This window comes from Streptomyces sp. NPDC002104 (assembly GCF_053593795.1).
The window spans coordinates 20516-42597 of record NZ_JBSFDF010000063.1; the positions used below are offsets into that span (position 1 = coordinate 20516).

Genomic DNA, 22082 nt, shown 5'->3' on the forward strand with positions numbered 1-22082 from the left:
CATCGGGGAGCCGCTCGCGCCGTCCGCGCCCGCTAGCCCTGGCGGGTGGCGACCTGCGGGCAGGCGCGGCAGGCCCGTGGGCCCGACTGGGTCCACCACTTGCACGCCGGGCGGAGGTGGCAGGGCGGGAGCGCGGATCCGGACGGGGGCAGCGCCGTCAGGCGGGTGGCCAGGGTGCAGGCGCCGGCCTCCCGGTTGAGGCAGTGCGGGACGCAGTGGGAGGCCAGGCGCAGCAGGCGGCGCGGTTCCACCCCGTCGGGGAGCCCGGCCAGGGCTTCCGCGGCCGGGCGGGGCGCGGGGAGGTAGGCCGGGGGGCCGTCGAGGCCGTCGCGGACCGCGAGGACCAGGGACTCCGGCGCGTACGCCGAGCCGCTGGGGCACCAGAGCCGCTCCTCGTCAGCCAAATTGCAGGGAGCGCTTCGAGAGGCCCATCCAGAAGCCCGAGACGGGGGTGGCTGCGGTGGTGAGGTCCGGCCCGGCGGCGCCCAGGGTGACGAAGAGCGGGGCGAAGTGTTCCGTACGGGGGTGGGCCAGGCGGCCGGCCGGGGACTTGGCCTCGAAGTCCAGCAGGGCGTCGATGTCGGAGGCGGCCAGTGCCTCGTGGCCCCAGGCGTCGAATTCGGCGGACCACGACGGGACGCCGGGGCCGGTGTGGCGCAGGGCGGCCAGGTTGTGGGTGAAGAAGCCGCTGCCCACGATGAGCACGCCTTCGTCGCGCAGGGGGGCCAGCTTGCGGCCGATCTCCATCAGGCGGCGCGGATCGAGCGTCGGCATGGATATCTGGAGCACCGGGATGTCGGCCCCGGGGAACATCTCCACCAGCGGGACGTACGCGCCGTGGTCCAGGCCGCGGTCCGGGATGTCCTGGACGGGGGTGCCGGGTGCCTTGAGGAGTTTGCGGACCGACGCGGCCAGTTCCGGGGCGCCGGGGGCGTCGTAGCGGACCTGGTAGTAGTGCTCGGGGAAGCCCCAGAAGTCGTAGACGAGCGGGACCTGCTCGGTGGCGCCGAGGGCGAGCGGGGCCTCTTCCCAGTGGGCGGAGACCATCAGGATCGCGCGGGGGCGGGGGAGGTCCGCGGACCAGGCGGCCAGTTCGCCGGGCCAGAGCGGGTCGTCCGCGAGCGGCGGGGCTCCGTGGCTCAGGTACAGCGCCGGCATCCGGGCGGGGGCGAGGGTTTCGGGCGTCGGCATCAAGGGCTCCAGGAATCGTCACGGTGGGCCGCCACGGACAGACTAACCCCGCATCGTTCAAATTTGAACGATGCGGGGTCATCAGTCATTCCCGTACCCACCCCGGAGCGGGGCCCGGGCGGGTCAGTGGGCGATCACCGGGATCTTCATCTCGGCGTCCTCGCCCTCGGCGACCGGGGAGCCCGCGCCCGGCTTGCCCGTGGTGATGAGGGTCAGGGCGATGAGCGAGCTGGCGACCAGGATGCCGACGGCCCACCAGATCGCGGAGGAGTAGCCCTCCACCATGGCCTTGGCCTGGATCAGCTGCGCCGCCGGGCCGCCCGCCGCGGCCTCGGCCGCGTGGTCGGTCAGGTAGGCGGTCGTCGCGGAGGCGGCGATCGTGTTCAGCAGGGCGGTGCCGATCGCGCCGCCCACCTGCTGCGAGGTGTTGACCATCGCGGAGGCGACACCGGCGTCGGCCGGGTTCACCCCGTACGTGGCCAGGGACATGGCGGGCATGAAGGCCGTACCCATGCCGAGGCCCAGCAGCAGCTGCGCCGGCAGGATCAGCGCCGGGTAGGAGGAGCCGACCTCGAGCTGCGTCAGCAGCAGCATGCCGCTGGCGGCGACCATGAAGCCGGGGCCCATCAGCAGGCGCGGCGGAACCCGCGTCATGAGGCGGGCGCCGATCTGCGTGGAGCCGGTGATCATGCCCACGATCATCGGGAGGAAGGCGAAGCCGGTCGTGACGGGCGAGAAGCCCTTGACGACCTGCAGGTAGTAGGTGAGGAAGAGGAACAGGCCGAACATCGCGATGACGGCGAGGCCCAGGGAGAGGTAGACGCCGCCGCGGTTGCGCTCCAGCAGGACGCGCAGCGGGAGCAGCGGGTTCTTCGTACGGGACTCGACGAGGACGAACGCGGCGAGCAGCACCACGGAGGCGACGAACATGCCCACGGTGAGGCCGTCCGACCAGCCGGCCGACTCGGCGCGGGTGAATCCGTAGACGAGGGCGACCAGACCGGTCGTGGACAGCAGGACGCCGGGGATGTCGAGCGGGGCGCGGTTACGGCCGCCGGCCGGCTCGCGGATGATCATCCAGGCGCCGACGGCGGCGACGATCGCGAACGGGATGTTGACGAAGAAGGTCCAGCGCCAGTTCAGGTACTCGGTGAGGACGCCGCCGAGGATCAAGCCCACGGCGCCACCGCCACCGGCGATCGCACCGTAGATGCCGAAGGCCTTGGCGCGCTCCTTGGCGTCGGTGAACATGACGGCCAGCAGTGAGAGCGCGGCGGGCGCGAGCAGTGCGCCGAAGGCGCCCTGGAGGGCGCGGGCGCCCAGCATCATGGCCTCACCCTGTGCGGCGCCGCCCAGCGCGGAGGCCAGGGCGAAGCCGGCCAGGCCGACGATGAAGGCGTTCTTGCGTCCCCACTTGTCGGCGATGCGGCCGCCGAAGAGGAGCAGTCCGCCGAAGGCCAGCGCGTACGCGGTGATGACCCACTGGCGGTTGCCGTCCGAGATGCCGAGGTCGGTCTGGGCGGACGGCAGGGCGATGTTCACGATGGTCGCGTCGAGGACGACCATCAGCTGCGCCAGCGCGATGAAGACCAGGGCCTTCCAGCGACTGGGATCGGCGCCGGTCAGCTGCGGGTTCGCGGCTGTTTTTGACATGGGGGTACCCACTTCATGGTGCGAGATGACTGAAATAAGATGATCAGGGCGGTTTTACGACGCTAAAGGGCGCGACCCGGGCGCGTCACATGGTTTTCCGCCTCAGGTCCGCCAGGGTGATCGCCGAGCCCGGCAGTTCGGAGCGGGCCGGGGCCATCAACCCGTCGAGGAACAGCTGCAGATGGCGGTGGACGAAGACGTCCGCGTCGAAGCAGGCGGTGCCCGGGAGGGGGCGGCTGAGCTGCGACAGCGCGATCATCAGGTCTCCGACGCCGATGTCCGGCCGCAGCAGCCCGGACGTGCGTCCCGCGGCCAGCAGGGCCTCGATCGACTCCTCCAAGGCCTCGCGGGAGGCGACCAGTTCGGGGTGGTCGTGGTCGAAGTCACTGGCGAGCACGGGGCACAGGGCGCCGATCCGCTCGTCCGCCGCCGCGTGCGTGAAACGGCGCAGGGCGGCGAAGGCGTCCGGCTCCTCGGCGAGCGAGTCGACGGCCAGGGCGTGGACCCGGTCCAGACCGAAGAGCACGACGTGGTGGATCAGGGCCGGGCGGTCGGGGAAGTGCCGGTAGAGCGTGGCGTTGCCCACGCCGGCCCGGCGGGCGATCTCGTCGAGGGGCGCGGCGGGGCCGAACTCCACGAGCACGTCGCGCGCGGCGGTCAGGATGCGCTCGCGGTTGCGGACGGCGTCCGCGCGCGGACGCGGGACCCCGTCCGCGGAGGTGCGGGCGCGCCTGCCGGCCGCCTTGACCGCCGCCTTGACCTTGCCCGCGGCCGCGCCCACGACCGCACACGCGCCCGCACCCGCACCCGCGCCCGAGGTGCCCGTGCCCGCGGCCGGAGCCGTGAGGTCGAGATCGGCCTCCGGGCCCGGTACGGGCAGGGCCGCCGGATCGGTGGTGGCGGGGCTCTTCATGGACGGCTCCCTGGCGGGGTGACGAGTGCTTGCGGGCGGGTGCTTGCGGGCGGGTCTTACGGACGGGTGCTTGCGGGCGGGTCGCCCGCTCCCGCCGAAACGGGGAACGGCTCCCCGGTTCATGGGGACTCTGGTTCAAACGGGGAGAGGGTCCCCGCTTATTTCACTCGTCCGTGTGAGCTGGGTCACACGTCCCGTGGCCCGCGTTCCCGTTTGGCCTCCTCCGGCGCGCGAGCCCGCTCCAGCCGTCGGAGGGTGAGCCCACAGAGCGCAGTCCGGACCCGGCCGGCTGCCGCGGACCCGAAGGCCGATCTCCATGTCGCAGACGCGCCACCGGATACGCAAGCCAAGCCGCACCAGCGTCTACATCGGCATCACCGCGCTGGCCCTCGGCATCACGGCTACGGCGAGCGCGGGCATATCCAGCCGCAGCCATTCGGCGGCCGGGCCGGTGGGCGCGACCAGCGCCGAAGCGATGCTCGCGCCCTGCCGGATCGCCGGCGCGATGGGCGTGCAGATGTCCGAGGGCCTGCCGACGGCGCCGGGGTACTCGCGCTCGACCGGCGAGGTCCGGGCCCTGAACCTGATGATCGACTTCCCCGACGCCAAGGGCGAGGGCACGGCGGCCGACCGGATGGCGGAGTTCTTCCCGCAGACGTCCGACTGGTTCCGCATCAGCTCCTACGGGCGGCTGACCTACCGGGCCGAGGCACCGATAAAGAACTGGCTGCGGATGCCGATGCCGTTCGCCGCGTACGGGATCGAGCGGGGTTCCGCGTACGAGCCCGGCTACCGCCAGCTCGTCGAGCACATCATCAAGGCCTCCGACGCCGAGGTCGATTTCTCCCGGTACGACCTGATAAACATCCTCGTCACCCCGAACGCCGGCCCCTCCGCCCTCGACACCGTCCTGTCCGTCACCTTCTCCGGCAACAGCGAGGCCCCGATGGCGGACGGCGTCCCGCTCGCCAACACGTCCTTCGTCTACAGCCGCCAGGACGACGGCTCCGGCACCTACCGGGAGACCGGCTACCGCGTGCTCCCCCACGAGAACGGGCACGTCTTCGGCTTGCCCGACCTCTACACCGCCGACGGCGGCGGCACGGTGGGGCACTGGGACATCATGAGCGAGGACTGGGGCGCCAACAACGACCTCCTGGGCTGGCACAAGTGGAAGCTGGGCTGGCTCGACAGCAACCAGATCAGCTGCGCCGGGAAGTCCGGGGTCAGCGACCACGTACTGAGCCCGCTGGCCGTCGAGGGCGGCACCAAGCTCGCCTTCATCCCCGTCTCCGAGAGCGCCGGGTACGCCGTGGAGGTGCGCACCCGCGCCGGGAACGACGAGGCCGTCTGCAAACCCGGCGTGCTCATCTACCGGGTGGACTCCGAGGTCGACACCGGACGCGGTCCCGTCACGGTCTCCGACAGCTCCGGCGCCAGCGGCGGCTGCACCCGGCGCTCCAACGTGCACGCCGAGCTCTCGGACGCGCCGTTCCGGCCCGGCGAGACCTTCACCGACGACAAGTCCGGCATCAGCGTCTCGGTCGTCGGCGAACTGCGCAACGGCAGCTACCAGGTCCGGGTCACCCGGCCGTGAACTCCGCGGGGGCGGCGGGGGGCGGGACGGGCCGAGCGGCCGGCGCAAGTGCGGACGGTCGGCCCGCCAGGTTCCGACCTACGGCCCCCTTCCCGGCCGGACCCGTACCCGCATGGTTGGGAACTAGCTGTGTAACGACGCCGTAAGGAGACTCGTGAAGGCCTTCGCGCTGCGCCGTACCGGCGAGCCGCCCGCCGTGCTGGAGCGGCCCGTGCCCCACCCCGGGCCCGGGCAGGTCCTCGTACGCACCACGGCGGCCCTCATCTGCGCCTGGGACGGGCACACCGCCGCCGGGGCGCCCCCCGCGCTCGGGCACGAGGCCGTCGGCATCGTCGAGGACGTCGGCCCCGGGGTCTGCCCGTCCTACGTCGGCCGGCGCGTCGGCGTCGAGGGCCACGGGCGGCTCGCCGAGTTCTTCCGCGCCCCGGCGGCCGGCGCCGGGCTCGTCGCGCTCCCCGACGCCGTCTCCGACCACCAGGCCCTCTACGCCGCGGGCGCTCTCCCCACCGGCTTCGCCGCCGCCGAGGAGTCCGGGCCTCCGCCGGGCGGGAGCGTCGTCGTCTTCGGCCAGGGCGCGGTGGGCCTCAGCGCCACCATCGCGGCCGGCCGGCTGCGCGGGGCCCGGGTCATCGCCGTGGAGCCGGAGATGAAGCGCCAGCGCCTCGCCCTGCGGTTCGGGGCCGACGTGGTGATCGACCCGGCCTACGAGGACACCGCCGAGCGGATCCTGGAACTGACCGGCGGCGCCGGCGCCGACCGCGCGATCATGGCGACGGCCGCGCCCGCCGCCGCGCGGGCCGCCCGCGCGGGGCTCTCCGGGAGCGGGAGGATCACGTACGCCCGCTGCCGGCCGCCGCAGAGCAGCGGGGCGCGGCTCGCGCGGGCCCTGCACCTGATCGGGGACGGGCTGGTGGACCCGACGGTGATCACCACGCACGAATTCCCGTTCCACCGTGTCGGGGAGGCCTTCGGGCGGCTCGCCGCCAAGGAGCCGGGCATGATCAAGCCGGTCATCCTCTTCCCCCGGCCGCACACCCCCTCCCCCGCCGGCGACACCAAGGAGATCCGTCCGTGACCAGCACCCCCGAAGAGCGCCTCGCCGCCGCCGGCCTGAAGCTCCCGCCGACGCCCTCGCCGGTCGCCGTCTACGTCCCCGCCGTACAGAGCGGGCACTACGTGTACTCCTCCGGCCAGCTCCCGATGGTCGACGGCGCCCTCCCCCTCACCGGGAAGGTCGGCGCCGAGGTCACCCCGGAGCAGGCCAGGGAACTGGCGCAGCAGTGCGCGCTGAACGCGCTGGCCGCCATCACCTCCGTCGCCGGGGACCTGTCCGCCGTGAAGCGCGTGGTCAAGGTGGTCGGCTTCGTGGCCAGCGACCCGGACTTCACGGGACAGCCCGGCGTGCTCAACGGCGCGAGCGAGCTGCTCGGCACCGCCTTCGGCGACGCGGGCATCCACGCCCGCAGCGCGGTCGGGGTGAGCGTGCTGCCGCTGGACTCCCCCGTCGAGGTGGAGATCCTCGTCGAACTGCACGCTCCCATGGGGCTCTAGGTCGGGCCGAAGCGCTTGCGGGCGCGGCGCTCCTGTCCGGTGAGTCCGCCCCAGATCCCGAAGTGCTCGCCGTTCCGCTGGGCGTACTCCAGACAGGCCCTGCGAGCCGGGCAGGAGAAGCAGATCCTCTTGGCCCGGGCGGCGGAGCCCGGGGCCTCGGAGTAGAAGAGTTCGGCGCACTCCTCGTCGGCGGTGCACCGCGCCTTCTTCCACCAGCCCTCGTCCTGGGCGGGCCCCGGACGCGTGGTCCCCATGGCCGGCACTCTCCTTCGCGTCGCCGTCTCCCCCAGGCTGGCAGCGGCGGACGGCCGCGATGAGGGCCGATGGGCACCGGCTGGGAGTGCCGATCGTCCGTACCCGCGGTGCGGTGCCCGGCAGTCACCGATCCCACGAACCGGCGCACTCGGACTCACCCCGATTTCCGTGGAATTACCCCAACGTAAAGGCCTGACCTGCGACGCAGCGCAGATCCGTCGCGATCGGGAACGCGTCGGCCCATGGCAAAGTGGGGCCATGAGGCTGCGTGATCTGCTGTCGTCCGATGAGACCCAGGCGCCTGCGGACCTGCGTCCGCTGCGCATGCTGCGCCTGCCCGGCGGCGAGCGGGACCTCGACCGGCCCGTCCTCGGAACGGTGACCATCGACCTGCCCGATCCCGGGCGCTTCGTGTCACCGGGGGACCTGGTGCTGTCCGGACTGGCCTGGCACCGCCAGGACGCGGGGGCGGGACGGGACGCGGGGGCGGGGACGGGGGCGGGACAACAGGACGCGGGGGCCGACCGGTCCGACGCGTTCGTCCGCGTGCTCGTGGAAGCGGGCGCCGTGGCCCTGGGCGCGGGCGAGGCGCAGTTCGGACACGTCCCGGACGATCTGGTGGAGGCCTGTGCCCGGTACGGGCTGCCGCTGCTCGCGGTGGGCGTGGAGCTGCCGTTCACCTCGGTCACCGAGTACGTGGCACGCGGCCGGTCCGAGGAGCGGATCGGCGGTCTCGCGGCGCTCGTGGACCGGCACCGGCACTTCGGCACCCAGCGGCAGGCCGGCTCCGGGTCCGAAGCCCTGCTCGAACTGCTGCTGGCCGAGCTGGACCTGCGCGCGCACATCCTCTCCCCGACCGGCCGGCAGATCGCGGGCGGGCGGCCGCCGCTGCCGGAGAAGACGGCCTCGGCGCTGGCCGGGCGGTTCCTGGCCGCCGAACGGGCCGGCGAGCGGGCCCCGCACCGTACGGTCGCGCACGGGACGGCCTTCTCCCTGTTCCCGGTGCGCTCCGGGGCTTCCGGGGCTTCCGGCGCTCCCGCGACCGGGGAGGCGAACTCCGCTCCCCGTGCGGCGCTGACCGACTGGCTGATCGCCGTCGAGGCCGACAGCGCCGACTGGCACGGCGAACGCCTCGACCTGCTGGACCGGCTCGCGCGGCTGGTCGCGGTGGAGCGCGACGGCCGCGACACCGACCGCACCATGCGGCGGCGCGCCGCCGAACGGCTGCTGGCGCTGGCCGGCCCGGCCGTCGCCGCCGGGGAGAGCGCGCGGTCGCTCCTCGAGGAAGAGGAGGCCGCGGCCCGGCTCGCGGCGGGGGCCGCCGGGGCCGAGGGAGCCTCCGGCGGCGCCGGGCAGGAGGGCCGGCCGCGCTGGCAGGCCGTATCGGCCCGGCTGGAGGCGAAGGGCGTGCCCGGGGCCCCCGGGGCGGCGTCCGTACGCGGCCTGCTGGAGGAGATCCTGCTCCATCCGCACTGTCTGGGCCCGGACGCCGGACCGCGGATGGCCGTAACGGCCGCGGACGGGCCAGGGGTTGGGGCCGGAGACGGAGCCGGAGTCGGAGCCGGACTCGGAGCCGGAGACGGAGCCGGACCCGGAGGCGAGGCCGTGGCCTTCGTGCTCGTCGGGGAGGGGGCGCGCCTGACCCCCGACGCTCTCGAACGGGTCGCCTGCGCCTCGCTGCCGCGCGGGTTGCGGGCCGGGGAGCGGCTGGCCTTCGGCGTCAGCGACCCGGTGGGCGGGGCCGCGGAGCTGCGGCACGCGCTCGCGCAGGCCCGTAACGCCCGTCAGGTCACGCCCCCTTCGCAGCCGGTCGCCGCCCGCGGGCCGGACGATCTCGCCGCGCACGTCATGGCGCTGCTGCCACTGATCCCCGCCGAGGTCCGGCGGGAGTTCAGCCGCCGGATGCTGGCCCCGCTGACGGACTACGACCGGCGTTACGGATCCGACCTGGTGCCCACCCTGCGGTCCTTCCTGGAACACGACGGTTCCTGGGCGCGCTGCGGGGAGGCGCTGCACCTGCACGTGAACTCGCTGCGCTACCGGATCAGCCGCATCGAGGCACTGACGGGCCGCAATCTGAGCCGGCTGGAGGACAAGATGGACTTCGCCGCGGCCCTGCGGATGGACTGAGCCCGACCGGAGCACCCGGAGCACCCGGAGTACCCGGAGTACCCTCTCGATCCGCAGCAAGATCATCCGTACGCCGTCGAGGGGGATCCGCGCATGACCCGTCACATCGAGTTCGAGCGACTGCACAACTTCCGTGATCTGGGGGGCTACCGCACCGAGGACGGCTCAACGGTCGTATGGGGAGCCCTCTACCGGGCGGACTCGCTCGGCAAGCTCGCCGGCGCCGACTGGGACCGGTTCCTGGACCTCGGCGTGCGGACGGTCATCGATCTGCGCTACCCCTGGGAGATCGAGGCGAAGGGGCGGATACCGGAGCCCGAGCGGTTCACGTACGCCAACCACAGCATCGAGCACCGGCCGTACGACCAGGCCGAGATCGACCCGGACACCGACCCGTGGCGGTTCCTCGCGGACCGGTTCGCCGAGGTCGCGCAGGACGGGGTCGTGGAGATCCGCGCCGCGATCGAGCTGCTCGCCGAGGGGCCGGGCCCGGCGGTCTTCCACTGCACCTCGGGCAAGGACCGCACCGGCCTGATCGCCGCGCTCGTCCTGACCCTCCTCGGCGTGGACGAGGAACAGATCCTCGCGGACTTCGCCCTGACGGAGCTGGCGACCGCCAGGCTGACGGCCGACTGGCACACCGCCAACCCGGGCCGCACGATGCGCTGGCCCTCGTACGGCCGGGCGCCCGCGGAGATCCTGCGCCTGACCCTGGCCGGTCTCGCCACCCGCTACGGCTCGGTCGACTCCTACCTCGCGGACGAGGTCGGCATCACCGCGGCCACGGCGGCACGGCTGCGGGAACGCTTCCTGACGCGCTGAGGCCTGCCTGCCTGCCTGGCGCGGCGGGGTCCGCCTGGCGCGGTGGGGTCAGGCCTCCGGCGTGCTCGCATCGCTGCCGGCGAGGATTTCGGCGACGAGGTCCTCGATCAGGGCCTTGATCGCGTCCCGGATGGGGCGTACGGCCTCGACTCCCTGGCCCGCCGGGTCTTCCAACCGCCAGTCCAGGTAGGTCTTTCCGGGGAAGAACGGGCAGGCGTCCCCGCAGCCCATCGTGATGATGTAGTCGGAGGCCTGCGCGGCCTCGGGGGTGAGGAGCTTCGGCTTCCGGCCGGAGATGTCGATGCCCAGCTCGGCCATCGCGGCCACCGCGGAGGGGTTGATCCGCTCCCCGGGGACGGAGCCGGCGGAGCGGACCTCGACGCGGTCGCCCGCGAGGTGGCGCAGGAAGCCGGCGGCCATCTGCGAGCGGCCGGCGTTGTGGACGCAGACGAATAGCACGGAGGCGAGCGGGGCGGCGGGCATCGGTTCTTCCCTCGGGGTGGAGCGGGTCGCGGACGGTGTGAAAATATCAGCGCATGCTGACATCAGCCACCACTGATCTGTTGCGGGTGATCGCCGACCCGCTCAGGTTCCGGATCGTGACCCTGCTCGCCCGCGAGACCCTCTGCACCACCCACCTCGTGGAGGAGACCGGCGCACGGCAGACGAACCTGTCCAACCATCTGAAGGTGCTGCGCGAGGCCGGCGTCGTCGAGACCGAGCCCTGCGGCCGGTTCATGTACTACAAGCTGAAGCCCGAGGCCGTCGAGGCCCTCGCGGAATCCTTCGGCGAGCTGGCCGCCACCGCTCGCGCCACCCACGAGTCGAACCGGAAGCGGGCCTGCTGATGGACACGGCTGCGCCCCCGCCCCCGCCCCCGCCCGCACCCGCGCCCGCCCGCGGGGATGACGGCCCGATCGGCGCCCGGCTCTCCACCCTGGACCGTTTCCTGGCCGTGTGGATCCTGCTGGCCATGGGTCTCGGGCTCGGGCTCGGGCGCCTGCTCCCCGGCCTGGACGACGTGCTCGCGAAGGTCGAGGTCGGCGGCGTCTCGCTCCCCATCGCGGTCGGCCTGCTGGTCATGATGTACCCGGTGCTCGCGAAGGTCCGGTACGACAAGCTCGACTCCGTCACCGGCGACCGCCGGCTGATGGTGTCCTCGCTCGTCGTCAACTGGCTGGTCGGCCCGGCCGTGATGTTCGCGCTGGCCTGGATCTTCCTGGCCGACCTGCCCGCGTACCGCACCGGCCTGATCATCGTCGGGCTGGCCCGGTGCATCGCCATGGTCGTCATCTGGAACGACCTGGCGTGCGGCGACCGGGAGGCGGCGGCGGTCCTGGTCGCCCTGAACTCGGTCTTCCAGGTCCTCGCGTTCGGTGTCCTGGGCTGGTTCTACCTCGACCTGCTGCCCGGACTGCTGGGCCTCGGCGAGGGCGAGCACCTCGACATCTCCCCGTGGAAGATCGCCCTCAACGTCGTCGTCTTCCTCGGCGTCCCCCTCCTCGCCGGCTTCCTCACCCGCCGCATCGGCGAGAGGAAGCTCGGCCATGACGCATACGAGTCGACGTTCCTGCCGAAGATCGGCCCGTGGGCGCTCCACGGCCTGCTCTTCACGATCGTCGTCCTCTTCGCGCTCCAGGGCGGGAACATCACCTCGCGGCCCGTGGACGTGGCCCGCATCGCGCTGCCGCTCCTCGTGTACTTCGCGGTGATGTGGTGCGGCACCTTCGCCCTCGGCAAGGCCATCGGCCTCGCCTACGACCGCACCGCGACCCTGGCCTTCACGGCGGCGGGCAACAACTTCGAGCTGGCCATCGCGGTCGCCATCGCCACCTTCGGCGTCACCAGCGGCCAGGCCCTGTCCGGGGTGGTCGGGCCGCTGATCGAGGTACCGGTGCTGATCGGGCTGGTCCACGTATCGCTGGCCTGGCGCGGGAGGTTCACGACGGCGGCGTGAGCGGCGTTCGCGGCGCGGGCCGGGCGGCGCGGGCCGGGCGGCGTGAGCCGGCGGCGCGGGCCGCGCGGTCTCAGTCGATCCGCGGGCTGCGGCGCTCCAGCAGGACGACGTCGCGCCATCCGCCCCGGTGGCGGCCGATGCGCTCGCGGGTGCCGACGACCCGGAAGCCGGCCCGCTGGTGCAGGGCCAGGCTCGCGGTGTTCTCGGGGAAGATCCCGCACTGGATCGTCCAGATGCCCGCCGCCTCGGTCGAGGCGATGAGCGCGTCGAGCAGGGCGCGGGCGATCCCGCGGCCCCGGGCGCCGGGGTCGACGTAGACGGAGTGCTCGACCACGCCGGCGTACGCGCTGCGGTCCGAGACCCGGGACGCGGCGACCCAGCCGAGGAGCTTCCCGTCGGGGGCGAGGGCGGCGAAGCGGTGTTCGGGCAGCTTCGCCGCGTCGAAGGCCTCCCAGGTGGGTGCCTCGGTCTCGAAGGTGGCGTTGCCCTCGTCGATGCCCGCCCGGTAGATCGCCAGGACCTCCTCCGCGTGCGCCCGGGTCAGCGGCTCCGTACGGAAGCTCACGCCGCACCCGCCGGGGTCAGCAGCGCGCCCATGGCGGCGAGGACGGAGGGCTCCACGCGGTAGTAGACCCAGGTGCCGCGCCGCTCGGAGGAGAGCAGGCCGGCGTCCTTGAGCTTCTTCAGGTGGTGGGAGACCGTCGGCTGGGAGACGCCCACGTCGGAGATGTCGCACACGCAGGCCTCCCCGCCCTCGTGCGAGGCGACGGCGGAGAACAGCCGCAGGCGCACCGGATCCCCCAGGGCCTTGAACATCACCGCGGTCCGCTCGGCCTCCTCGGCCGTCAGCGGGCGCTCCGAGAGGGACGGGCAGCAGGCCGCGACGGAGGCGGTCGACTCCAGGAGCGGCGGGAGCGGCGGGGCCTGGGAAGAGGGCATGCCCCCATCATCGCCGGGGATTAGACGAATGTCTATGTTGACGAACATCGATACAGGGTGTCAGGCTCGGAGTACCGAGACATCGACAAACGTCGAAACAGTAGTCACCAGGGAGCCCGCCGTGAACGACGTGAACACCGTGAACGACGCCGATGCCGTGGGCACCGTGGACACCGTGGACGCCGTGGACGCCGTGGACGCATCCGCCGACGCCCTGCCCGTCGTCGTCATCGGGGCCGGCCCGATCGGCCTCGCGGCGGCGGCCCGGCTCATCGAGCGGGACATCGAGCCCCTCGTGCTGGAGGCGGGTCCCGCCGCCGCCTCCGCGGTCCGCGCGTGGGCGCACGTACGCCTCTTCTCCCCCTGGAGCGAGCTCGTCGACCCGGCCGCCGCGAAGCTCCTCGCCGACACCGGCTGGACCACGCCCGACCCGGCGGCCCACCCCTCCGGTGGCGACTGGGCCGAGCTCTACCTCCAGCCGCTGGCCGACGCCCTCGGCGCGCGCGTCCGGTACGGCGCGACCGTCACCGGCGTGTCGCGCACCGGCCGCGACCGCGTCGTCGACGCCGGCCGCGAGGCCCAGCCCTTCGCCGTCCACCACACCGCGGCCGACGGCACCGAGACCCGCGTCCTGGCGCGCGCCGTGATCGACGCCTCCGGGACCTGGTCCGGACCCGGCCCGGCGGGCGCCGGCGGTCTGCCCGCCCTCGGCGAGCGCGCCGCGGGCGACCGCGTCGCGTACCGGGTGCCGGACCTCGGGCACCCGGCCGTCCGGGCCCGTTACGCCGGGAGGCGCACCGCGGTGATCGGCTCGGGAGCCTCCGCCTTCACCGCGCTCGCCGGCCTGGCCGCCCTCGCGAGGGAGGAGCCCGGCACGCGTGCGGTCTGGGTCCTGCGGCGCGGCCTCTCCGGTGCCGCCTTCGGCGGCGGCGCGACCGACGAGCTCCCCGCCCGCGGGGCCCTCGGCCTCGCCGCGAAGGCCGCCGTCGACGGCGGCCATGCCGAGGCGGTGACGGGCTTCCGCACCGAAGCCCTCGTACGTGACTCCGACGGGCGTCTGGTCCTCGTGGGCGAGGACGGCCGGCGCCTCGACGCGGTCGACGAGGTCGTCGTCCTGACCGGCTTCCGCCCCGACCTCGGCTTCCTCGGCGAACTGCGCCTCGGACTCGACGTACGCCTCCAGGCGCCCCTCGCGCTGGCCCCCCTGATCGACCCCAACCAGCATTCCTGCGGCACGGTCGACCCGCACGGCGCCGCCGAGCTCGCGCACCCGGAGAAGGACGTGTACCTCGTCGGCATGAAGTCCTACGGGCGCGCCCCCACCTTCCTGGCCATGACGGGCTACGAGCAGGTCCGCTCCATCGCCGCCGCCCTCGCGGGCGACCACGAGGCGGCCGCCCGCGTCGAGTTGACCCTCCCGGAGACCGGCGTCTGCGGCGGGGCCGGCCTCTTCGACGAGCCCGCGGCGGGCGGGGAGGCCGGCGGTGGCTGCTGTTCCGCTCCGGCCACCCTCACCATCGGCGCGGCTGCCTCGGGCGCGCCGGCCTCGGGCGCGGCTGCCCCGGGCGGCTGCTGACGGGGGCGCTGGTCGGCGTAGGCGGCCCGCCGGGGCGCGCCGGCCCTGTCACCGCGTGCGGCCGCCGTGGCCGGACGCGGTGACGACCGCCTTCACCCGCTGCGCCCCGCCTGATTCACCGGTGGACGGACCACCCGGTGTCGACGCCGCCGGCCCCGGCACCGGCGCCGCCGCGGGCGAGGTCAATGCGTACAGCGCGCATGGCGACACCCGTGTCCGGCCGAGCGGTTGCCCATGTGGTGGCGCGCCGCGAGGAGGCAGGTCTGGACGCGGGAGATCCCGCCCAGCTTTCCGCGCATGTTCTCCAGGTGGAACTTCACGGCGCGGACGGACATCCCGAGGTCCGCCGCGAGCTCGTCGTTGGACGGGCCGTAGGCCATCGCATGGAACATCTGGAGCTCCCGCTCCGTGAGTTCGGGCAGCCGGAGAAATCCCTGCCGGATCCACTCCGCCTTCTTGTCCCGCCGCCCCTGCGCTCCCGGCTCCCGGGAGGAGCGGCACGGGCCGACGGAGGGCTCGGCCCATCTCCCCGCGCGGGAAGGGGAGCTGACCGAGGAAGCCCGTACGGACGACCGCTCCGCCAGGACCTCCCAGGCCGTGGTGCCCCAGCCGTTCCTGGATGTGCCGTTCCGGTCGCCGTGGGCAGCCCGGCTGCCCCGAGCTCTCCCCGGGATGAGTTTCATGACGTCCCTTCGGACGAAGGCGGGTGATCCGACAGGCGTGCTTGGTAGCGTGGAGGGCCGTGTGGGACGAACCCACGTGGGTCACTGGATGCAAGTTAACTGCATTGAGTGATCCGATCAAGCGGCCAAAAGCAGCCACCGCCCGCCCGCACCGTGGAGTCCCGATGCCCGAACGCCGCTTTGACCCCTCCGGGTTCCGCAGCGCGCGCGTCGTGAAAGGCATGACCCAGGCACAGGTGGCCGCCGCCCTCGGGATCAAGGACTCGTCCGTCATCTCGCGCTACGAGAGCGGGGACGCGACCCCGCCCCCGGAGAAGCTCCCCCGCCTCGCGGCGCTGGTGGGCGAGCGCGTGGACGACCTGTTCCCGCGGCCCGGCCCGCCGACCCTCGCGGACCTCCGATGCGACGCGGGCATGACGCAGAAGGACACCGCGGCCATCACGCAGACCGGCTCGGCGTCCCCCGTACGGGCGGCCGAAGGGGGCAGACGCAGACTGGCCCCCCACTACGTGGCTCCGCTCGCCCACGCGTACGGGGTCGGCATCGAGGAGCTCCTCGCCGCGGAGAAGCGTTCCTTCGGCGAGGACGCCGATGCGGCTCCCCGGCAGACCCCGGCCCAGCAGCCCCAAGCTCAGACCCAGGCCCCGCACGCCCACACCCCGCAGGCCCACACCCCGCAGGCCCCGGCCCAGCAGCCCGTGGGGCCGCACACCATCGCGAAGAAGATCGCCGCCCTCTTCGAAGGGGCCACCGCGCAGGATCGCCCGACCGACTCCGAACTCGCCGCACTCGGCAACGCCCGGACGGGCCGGACGGTCCTGAGCGGCCCCCTCGTGACGAGCCTGCGCCTCGGCCGGTCCACGGACGCCGACCCCGAGGTCCTGGAGGCCCTGGCGGCAGCCCTCGACGTACCCGCCATGTTCTTCGAGACCGGCGACGCGGAAGTCGCGGCCGTCGTCACGAGTCTGCGTACGGCGCGCATCGGCCTGACCGCCATGGCGGCCCGCGGAGCCGAGGGCGACGCACAGAACGCCGAACTCATGCGCTGGGTGGCAGACATGTTCGCCGGAGGGCTCCAAACCGGCGACGAGCCCACGCCCTAGAGTCGGGTCCAGCGCCCGTACCGTCGTACGGGCCGATCCGACGCGATCACGGGAAACGGCGGCGGCGCGCGAACGGGAGCGCGAACGGGAGCGGGAGCGGGGCGGATCCGGCTCCACCACTCATCGGAGGGGAAACACACAGTGGGAGTGGGAGCACACGGATGAACGACGGGCAGACGGCCGGCTTCCGCCGGAGGGTGCTCACGAGCCTCGGCGGGCTGCTGCCGTCCCGCCAGGGCGTGCTCGCCGCACCGAGGGGCCGCCTGGCACGGCGGCCCAACGCGCGGAGGATCGGCAAGTTCTGCGAGACGGTGCTCGCGGGTCTCGACACGCCGGTCCCCGCGGACCCGGACAGCCTGTTCGCGGTCCTGAGAGCCGATGTGGAGCGGCGCTTCAACGAGAACCACCCGGAACTCCCCTTCCGGCCCGTCCTCCTGTACTTCCGCAGGTTTCCCACGGGCACGGCCAGCGGCCTCACGGCGAAGTTCGAGGACCGGATCGTCATCATCGTCGAAAGCCAGACGACCACACTGCACCAGTTCGTCATCTTCGCGCACGAGATGTGGCACGTCCTGATGGGAGAGTGCCTGTCCCACGGCGCCTCCAGCGACGTGGCCGCGGCCGTCGCCCGGTCGCTCGGCGGTGAACTCGCGGGTGACGACCTCGTCGCCCTGGCGGCGAGGAGCCACATCCACACCCAGGAGGAGAGCGACGCGGAGGAGTTCGGGCTGCGGATGGGATCCCTGCTGCGCGACCACTTGATGAGCGGTGACTCCGTACCGACGACCGGTCTGGCGGGCCGGATCCAGTCGACCATAGGAAAGGGCAGGGGCTACTGAGCATGACCGGATCGGACTACTACATTCCGGCCGGTGCCATGGCCGTCGCCCTGCTGCTGAAGTTTCCCTCGTTCTGGCGCAGCCGGCACTCCCCCATGTCCAAGGCCATCTTCGTGATCCTCGCGACTCCGGCAGCGGGTTTCGTGTTCGGCGCTCCTCCGACGATCGAGCGGGTCAACCGGTTCACCGGCGTCCCGAACATCTCGGCGCTCATCGTCTGCTGCATCCTGTCCTGCCTGTCCTGCGCCGCGAACGTGCTCCTCATCCACTGGCGCGGGGACGCCGAGGACGTCCTGCGCCGGCGCACCAGGATGTGGATCACCGCGACCGCCGCACTGATGCTGACGTTCTGCGTCCTCTTCCACTTCGGCAGCATGCCCGTCGAGCGGCTCCGGGACTTCGACACCTACTACGCGAACACCCCGTACGTGCGCGAGCTGATCGTCCTCAGCCTGACCGCGCACTTCGCCACGACGCTCGTGGTCGCGACGCGCTGCTGGCGGTGGGCCCGAGACCTGCGCGAACTCCACGCGGCATGGACCCACGCGGGACTGCTCATCCTCGTGGCCGCCTTCGGTCTCGGGCTGTCGTACGCCGCGCTCAAACTCCTCGCCGTGGCCGCCCGATGGGCGGGTACGGACGCATGGGACTGGCTCAGCACCGACCTCGCCCCTCCCCTCGCGGGAATCGGCTCCTGCATGACGGCCACCGGAATCCTGCTGCCGGCCATCGGACAAGGCGCCTCCTCCCGCCGGCGGGCCCTCCACCGCTTCCGCCGCCTCCAGCCCCTCTGGTCGGAGATCCGCACGGAGATACCCCCCACGAGCCCACCGCCGATGCCCTGGTGGAAACCCGTGGAGCGCCGGCTCATCCAGCGGGAGACCGACATCTTCGACGCGGTCCTGCGACTGACCCCGTGGTGCGACCACACCACGGGCACGAAGGCCTACGCCCTGGCCCTGGCCGACCACTCCGAGAGCCGCCGGGCCCGCAGCGAGGCCGACGCCTCGGTCCTGGCCCACGCGGTCATCCGAAAGAGCAACGCCCAACCCGCCGTCACCCCGGACCAGCGCTGGACCATCACCTCCACGGAGGACTCCGAAGACCTCGTGGACCTGTCCACGGCCATGCTCCACTCCCCCCACGTACGGACGGCACGACGAACCACCCCCACGCCGGACCGCGAACCGGCCCGGGCGGACCAATGGCGACGGCCACGGACCTCCACACCGGAGCCCTGCCCGGAACCCTGACGAAGCCCTGCCCGAAGCCCTGCCCGGAGCCCGCACCGAGTCCCCACCCCCGGCCACGCAAGAACCCCAAGTGCGGACCTCACCCCACCCGCTACACTGTCCGCGGCGGCTCAGCCCTCTTCAGCTGCGCCCTCACCACCCTGTCGGGAACCCTCCCGCCAGATCCCCGCCTTCGTAGCTCAGGGGATAGAGCACCGCTCTCCTAAAGCGGGTGTCGCAGGTTCGAATCCTGCCGAGGGCACAAGGCGAAGACCCCCGGTCGATCACGACCGGGGGTCTTCGGCGTCTCCGCCGGGGCGAAGCCGGGATCGCCGGGAGCGCCGGGAGCGCCGGGGTCAGGAGACGAGGTCGGCGTACAGGATGACGTTGTTGGTGCGGTGGCCGTTCTTGATCTCGCCGCCGCAGGTCAGCAGGCGCAGTTCGGGGCGGTTGGTGTCCGCGTAGACCTTGTCGGTCGGGAAGTCCTTCTTGGCCACGTCCTCGATCTCGCGGATCCTGAAGCCGGCCGTCCTGCCGTCCTCGCGCGGCACCTCGATCAGGTCACCCAGCTTGATCTTCTTGACGTTCTTCATCACCGCGGGCCCGTGCTTCGTGTCGAAGTGCGCGACGAGGACGGCCACCCCCTTCTCGCCCGGGGTCACGCCCTGGGTCCACCAGCCCGGGTTGTCCGCGTCGGTGTCCGCGTTCGGCACGCCGAGTTCGCCCGTGGCCGGGTCCACCGTGAGGTCGACCATCTTCTTCGCGTCCACACCCGCCGAGGCGATCTTCATGCCGGTCGGCTTCGAGCCCGGGAGGGCGGCGGCGGCCGTGTGTCCGCCCGCCGGGACGGGAGCCGCCGTGCTGCCCACCTCGGGGTCCGCCGGCAGCGCGGTACCGCCGCCCGTGCCGCACGCGGTGAGGGTCCCGCACGCCGTGAGCGTGGCGATCGCGACGGCTGCGGTGGTGGTGCGGAAGGTGGCGTGCATGCGTGTTTCCCTCGGGTCGGCGTCACCTGCGATGGCGACGGCCACGACGTTACGGGGGTCATGTCCGGATCGTCCGTCGGGAACGTAACGGCCGGCCGGACGCCACCCCGCGAAGCCGTTAAGGGAGAGGTGGCCGGCCGGAGGACCGCAGACGAAAGCCCTTCCGGCCGGAGCCGGAAGGGCCACACGTTCATGACCGGGCCCTGGGCCCCGTCAGCTCAGGCCCCTGCTGCGCTCGCCGATGCGGTCGCCCTGCGGGGTCCCGGCCCGCTTGAGTTCCGCCTTCGTGTGCGCTCCGCCCTTGACCTTGCTCCGGATCGGACCGGAGAAGCCGTGCGCGTGCTGCACGACGCCGGGCAGGTGGGTCGCTTCCGCGGCCTTCGCGACAGCCGCGTGGAAGTCCTGCTTCTGCTCTTTGCTCATCCCGTCGTCACTCCCTAAAAAGACTCGGGGCACCCAATCGGACTACTGGGATCGTATGCACATAAAGAGCCCAGTGCACCCGGACCGGACGTAAAGAATGGTCGATCAAGGACGCGGCGGAGCCGGGCGCTCCGGCGGCCCGAGCACCTCGTAGACCAGTTCCTCCGGACACGGCGTGCCCCGCGGGAGCTGGTACTTCGCCGCGATCCGGTACTCGCCCGGCGCCGGGGCCAGCAGTTCCGTCCACTCGTCCCCGGTACCGTCCGAGGGCGCCTTGAACAGGCACCCCGCCGTGTTCGCGTAGACCTTGGGCGCGGCGGCCGTGCCCTTCGGGGTCGCCTTCCCGGCGGCCTTGGAGGCCTCCGTCTCCTGCGGCGGCTCCACCGCCTTGCCCGCGCCGTCCAGCAGGCCCAGCCACGGGGAGTGCGGAATGCGCACGAGCACCCGGCCGGCCTGCTTCACGTCGATGACCAGCTGGTCCGCGCCGGCCCGCACCACCGTCGCCGGGCCGGCGACCAGGTTCGTCGGGTCCGTGACCTTGAAGAGCTGCCAGTTCGCGTCGCCCCAGATCTGCTGGAGGTACGGGAGCCCCTCGCGCACGAGCTTCGCCTCGTCCCGCCCGCCCTCGTCGGGTGTGTCGGCGGGCAGCACCACGTAGTGCACGGCCCAGCGGTCCAGCCACTCGCGGTAGGTGGCGGAGGTCAGGGTGTCGTCGTAGAAGACCGCGTTGCGCTCCAGGTCGGCCTGCCGGTTCCAGCCGCGCGCGAGGTTCACGTACGCGGGGAACGCGGAGGACTCGCGGTGGCTGCTGGCCGGGACCACCTCGACGCGGCCCCGGTCGGCGCCCGCCTTCTGGAGCTGGTCCACCAGCGGGGCCAGCTCGCGGCTCCAGGAGGCCAGCGGGGTGGTGCGGACGATGTCGGTGACGCTGTTGACGGTGATCCAGGCGGTCACGCCGGTCAGCGCGAGCAGCAGCCCGTACCAGCGGCGCGTGCGCGGGGCCTCGTACGGGAGGGCCGCGAGCAGCACCACCGCGCCGAACAGCATGGCCAGCCGGGTCACGTTCGACCCGACCTGGGAGTCGATCGCCCAGGTCAGCGCCACCCCGAGGGCGTAGATCGCGGAGGCGGTCCGGACCGTCTTCCAGCTCTTCGGTACGAGGAACAGCGCGGCCAGCGCGCACGCGAACGGCAGCGCCGCCGAGATCAGCCTGATCGGCTGGGTCCCGGAGAAGGGGAACAGCCAGGAGGACAGCCCGACCACCGCCGCCGGGGCCAGGCCGACGGCGTACGCGCCCGGGCGGCGGCCGTTCAGGAACAGCGCGGCCGCGATCACCCCGAGGAACAGTCCGGCGACCGGGCTGGAGGCGGTGGCGACCGCCGCGAGCGGTGCCGCCACGGCGGCCTTCGCCCAGCGCCGCTCGGCCCATTTGCGGGGCCAGCAGAAGACGGCGGCGACGGCGCCGAGCGCGAACATCACGCCGAGCCCGAAGGTGACGCGGCCCGACAGGGCGTTGCACAGCAGCCCGTACACCCCGGCCAGGGCGGGCCACAGCGGCTCGCGGACGGCGCCCCGGCAGCGGGTCAGGATCATCGCGAGCAGCCCGGCCGAGACCGTACCGGCGATCATCATCGTGGTGCGGACACCGAGCACGTGCATCACGTACGGCGAGACCACGCTGTACGAGACCGGGTGCATGCCGCCGAACCACGCGAGGTTGTACGCCGAGTCGGGATGGCGGCCCACGAACTCCGCCCAGGCGTCCTGCGCGGCGAGGTCGCCTCCGCTGTTGGCGACGGCGAAGAACCAGATCAGGTGCAGCAGCCCGGCCAGCGCGGTGGCCACGGCCACGGGGTGCCGGCGGGCCCAGCCGAGGGCCCGGGCGGCGGGGCCAGGGCCGGGGGCGGGGCCCGGGCCGGCTTGCGGGCCCGGGGCTCCGGGGGCCTGGGCGTGCGCGTCGGCCCGGGCTTGGGCGTGCGCGTCGGCCCGGGCATGCGCGTCGGCCTCAGCTCGGGCCTGGGCATGGCCGTGCCCATGGTTCCGGCCCTGGTCCTGGCCCTGGTCCTGCCGCTCAGCGGTGGTCACGCCGACGTACTCCCCACTCCGGTCCCTCGGGTGCGTCCCTCGGTTCGTAGACGCGGCCCGCCGCCCCATCCCCGTCGCCTCCGGCCCCGTCGAGGCGCACACCAGGATCCCGGCGGGCGAGGCCGGACGCGTCCTGCGCATCGCCGA

At 73.1% G+C, this 22082-nt stretch carries 23 protein-coding genes and 1 tRNA gene; 12 read left to right on the forward strand and 12 right to left on the reverse strand.

What is annotated here, in order from left to right; genetic code table 11:
- Positions 1-32 precede the first annotated feature (32 nt).
- From ACWCP2_RS33780 to ACWCP2_RS33795, 4 genes are all read right to left on the reverse strand, one after another.
- Positions 33-404 carry a hypothetical protein gene (locus ACWCP2_RS33780; protein WP_450912382.1) on the reverse strand — a complete coding sequence of 124 codons (372 nt, stop codon included), beginning with the start codon at positions 402-404 and terminating at the stop codon, positions 33-35.
- Positions 397-1191 carry a dioxygenase family protein gene (locus tag ACWCP2_RS33785; RefSeq protein WP_450912383.1) on the reverse strand — a complete coding sequence of 265 codons (795 nt, stop codon included), beginning with the start codon at positions 1189-1191 and terminating at the stop codon, positions 397-399. Before ACWCP2_RS33785 ends, ACWCP2_RS33780 begins: the two co-directional genes overlap by 8 nt.
- Before the next feature lie 123 nt (positions 1192-1314).
- Positions 1315-2844: an MFS transporter gene (locus ACWCP2_RS33790; RefSeq protein WP_450912384.1), complete on the reverse strand. Its 1530-nt coding sequence runs from the start codon at positions 2842-2844 to the stop codon at positions 1315-1317.
- Between the two features lie 85 nt (positions 2845-2929).
- Positions 2930-3625 carry a TetR/AcrR family transcriptional regulator gene (locus ACWCP2_RS33795; protein ID WP_450912403.1) on the reverse strand — a complete coding sequence of 232 codons (696 nt, stop codon included), beginning with the start codon at positions 3623-3625 and terminating at the stop codon, positions 2930-2932.
- Positions 3626-4073: 448 nt separating this feature from the next.
- Between ACWCP2_RS33795 and ACWCP2_RS33800 the strand changes: the two genes are divergently transcribed.
- The 3 genes from ACWCP2_RS33800 (at position 4074) to ACWCP2_RS33810 (ending at position 6905) form a co-directional block, all read left to right on the forward strand.
- Positions 4074-5354, forward strand: a complete 1281-nt coding sequence (locus ACWCP2_RS33800) for a M6 family metalloprotease domain-containing protein (protein WP_450912385.1) — start codon at positions 4074-4076, stop codon at positions 5352-5354.
- Between the two features lie 154 nt (positions 5355-5508).
- Complete coding sequence (locus ACWCP2_RS33805; RefSeq protein WP_450912386.1) at positions 5509-6429, forward strand: zinc-binding dehydrogenase; 921 nt, start codon at positions 5509-5511, stop codon at positions 6427-6429.
- Entirely contained in the window at positions 6426-6905 is a 480-nt protein-coding gene (locus tag ACWCP2_RS33810) for a RidA family protein (protein WP_450912387.1), read from the forward strand. Before ACWCP2_RS33805 ends, ACWCP2_RS33810 begins: the two co-directional genes overlap by 4 nt.
- On the opposite strand, the gene ACWCP2_RS33815 is transcribed toward ACWCP2_RS33810, so the two are convergent.
- Positions 6902-7159 carry a WhiB family transcriptional regulator gene (locus ACWCP2_RS33815; protein ID WP_450912388.1) on the reverse strand — a complete coding sequence of 86 codons (258 nt, stop codon included), beginning with the start codon at positions 7157-7159 and terminating at the stop codon, positions 6902-6904. The genes ACWCP2_RS33810 and ACWCP2_RS33815 overlap by 4 nt on opposite strands.
- A gap of 259 nt (positions 7160-7418) precedes the next feature.
- Here ACWCP2_RS33815 and ACWCP2_RS33820 point away from each other — a divergent pair, with 259 nt between their 5' ends.
- Together ACWCP2_RS33820 and ACWCP2_RS33825 are read left to right on the forward strand one after the other, a co-directional pair.
- Positions 7419-9290, forward strand: coding sequence for a PucR family transcriptional regulator (locus ACWCP2_RS33820; protein WP_450912389.1), 1872 nt, complete (start codon positions 7419-7421; stop codon positions 9288-9290).
- Positions 9291-9383: 93 nt separating this feature from the next.
- Positions 9384-10112 carry a tyrosine-protein phosphatase gene (locus ACWCP2_RS33825; protein ID WP_450912390.1) on the forward strand — a complete coding sequence of 243 codons (729 nt, stop codon included), beginning with the start codon at positions 9384-9386 and terminating at the stop codon, positions 10110-10112.
- 48 nt (positions 10113-10160) lie between these two features.
- Here ACWCP2_RS33825 and ACWCP2_RS33830 read toward each other — a convergent pair whose 3' ends face one another.
- Positions 10161-10595: an arsenate reductase ArsC gene (locus tag ACWCP2_RS33830; protein ID WP_450912391.1), complete on the reverse strand. Its 435-nt coding sequence runs from the start codon at positions 10593-10595 to the stop codon at positions 10161-10163.
- A gap of 53 nt (positions 10596-10648) precedes the next feature.
- Between ACWCP2_RS33830 and ACWCP2_RS33835 the strand changes: the two genes are divergently transcribed.
- Together ACWCP2_RS33835 and arsB are read left to right on the forward strand one after the other, a co-directional pair.
- Positions 10649-10960 (forward strand): ArsR/SmtB family transcription factor, encoded by a 312-nt coding sequence (locus ACWCP2_RS33835; protein ID WP_450912392.1) that lies wholly within the window; start codon positions 10649-10651, stop codon positions 10958-10960.
- The gene (gene arsB / locus ACWCP2_RS33840) at positions 10960-12069 is read left to right on the forward strand and encodes an ACR3 family arsenite efflux transporter (protein WP_450912393.1); all 1110 of its coding nucleotides are present in this window, start codon (positions 10960-10962) and stop codon (positions 12067-12069) included. The genes ACWCP2_RS33835 and arsB overlap by 1 nt, the downstream gene beginning before the upstream one ends.
- A gap of 70 nt (positions 12070-12139) precedes the next feature.
- On the opposite strand, the gene ACWCP2_RS33845 is transcribed toward arsB, so the two are convergent.
- Together ACWCP2_RS33845 and ACWCP2_RS33850 are read right to left on the reverse strand one after the other, a co-directional pair.
- A complete protein-coding gene (locus tag ACWCP2_RS33845; RefSeq protein WP_450912394.1) occupies positions 12140-12634 on the reverse strand; it encodes an N-acetyltransferase family protein in 495 nt (164 codons plus the stop codon).
- Positions 12631-13008: an ArsR/SmtB family transcription factor gene (locus ACWCP2_RS33850; protein ID WP_450912395.1), complete on the reverse strand. Its 378-nt coding sequence runs from the start codon at positions 13006-13008 to the stop codon at positions 12631-12633. Before ACWCP2_RS33850 ends, ACWCP2_RS33845 begins: the two co-directional genes overlap by 4 nt.
- 193 nt (positions 13009-13201) lie before the next feature.
- Here ACWCP2_RS33850 and ACWCP2_RS33855 point away from each other — a divergent pair, with 193 nt between their 5' ends.
- The gene (locus tag ACWCP2_RS33855) at positions 13202-14584 is read left to right on the forward strand and encodes an NAD(P)-binding domain-containing protein (RefSeq protein WP_450912404.1); all 1383 of its coding nucleotides are present in this window, start codon (positions 13202-13204) and stop codon (positions 14582-14584) included.
- A gap of 182 nt (positions 14585-14766) precedes the next feature.
- Here the strand turns inward: ACWCP2_RS33855 and ACWCP2_RS33860 are convergent, their stop codons facing one another.
- On the reverse strand, positions 14767-15267 hold the full coding sequence (locus ACWCP2_RS33860; RefSeq protein ID WP_450912396.1) for a response regulator transcription factor: 501 nt from the start codon (positions 15265-15267) through the stop codon (positions 14767-14769).
- A gap of 164 nt (positions 15268-15431) precedes the next feature.
- On the opposite strand from ACWCP2_RS33860, the gene ACWCP2_RS33865 reads away from it, so the two are divergent.
- The 4 genes from ACWCP2_RS33865 (at position 15432) to ACWCP2_RS33880 (ending at position 18703) form a co-directional block, all read left to right on the forward strand.
- Positions 15432-16370 carry a helix-turn-helix transcriptional regulator gene (locus tag ACWCP2_RS33865; protein ID WP_450912397.1) on the forward strand — a complete coding sequence of 313 codons (939 nt, stop codon included), beginning with the start codon at positions 15432-15434 and terminating at the stop codon, positions 16368-16370.
- A 161-nt stretch (positions 16371-16531) separates the two neighbouring features.
- Positions 16532-17209 carry a hypothetical protein gene (locus ACWCP2_RS33870; RefSeq protein WP_450912398.1) on the forward strand — a complete coding sequence of 226 codons (678 nt, stop codon included), beginning with the start codon at positions 16532-16534 and terminating at the stop codon, positions 17207-17209.
- 2 nt (positions 17210-17211) lie between these two features.
- The gene (locus tag ACWCP2_RS33875; protein ID WP_450912399.1) at positions 17212-18462 is read left to right on the forward strand and encodes an MAB_1171c family putative transporter; all 1251 of its coding nucleotides are present in this window, start codon (positions 17212-17214) and stop codon (positions 18460-18462) included.
- Between the two features lie 168 nt (positions 18463-18630).
- Positions 18631-18703, forward strand: a tRNA-Arg gene (locus tag ACWCP2_RS33880).
- 94 nt (positions 18704-18797) lie between these two features.
- Here the strand turns inward: ACWCP2_RS33880 and ACWCP2_RS33885 are convergent.
- The 3 genes from ACWCP2_RS33885 to ACWCP2_RS33895 form a co-directional block, all read right to left on the reverse strand.
- Entirely contained in the window at positions 18798-19427 is a 630-nt protein-coding gene (locus ACWCP2_RS33885) for a sortase domain-containing protein (protein WP_450912400.1), read from the reverse strand.
- Positions 19428-19640: 213 nt separating this feature from the next.
- The gene (locus tag ACWCP2_RS33890) at positions 19641-19850 is read right to left on the reverse strand and encodes a hypothetical protein (protein WP_450912401.1); all 210 of its coding nucleotides are present in this window, start codon (positions 19848-19850) and stop codon (positions 19641-19643) included.
- Positions 19851-19955: 105 nt separating this feature from the next.
- Complete coding sequence (locus ACWCP2_RS33895) at positions 19956-21935, reverse strand: MFS transporter (RefSeq protein ID WP_450912402.1); 1980 nt, start codon at positions 21933-21935, stop codon at positions 19956-19958.
- Positions 21936-22082 lie beyond the last annotated feature (147 nt).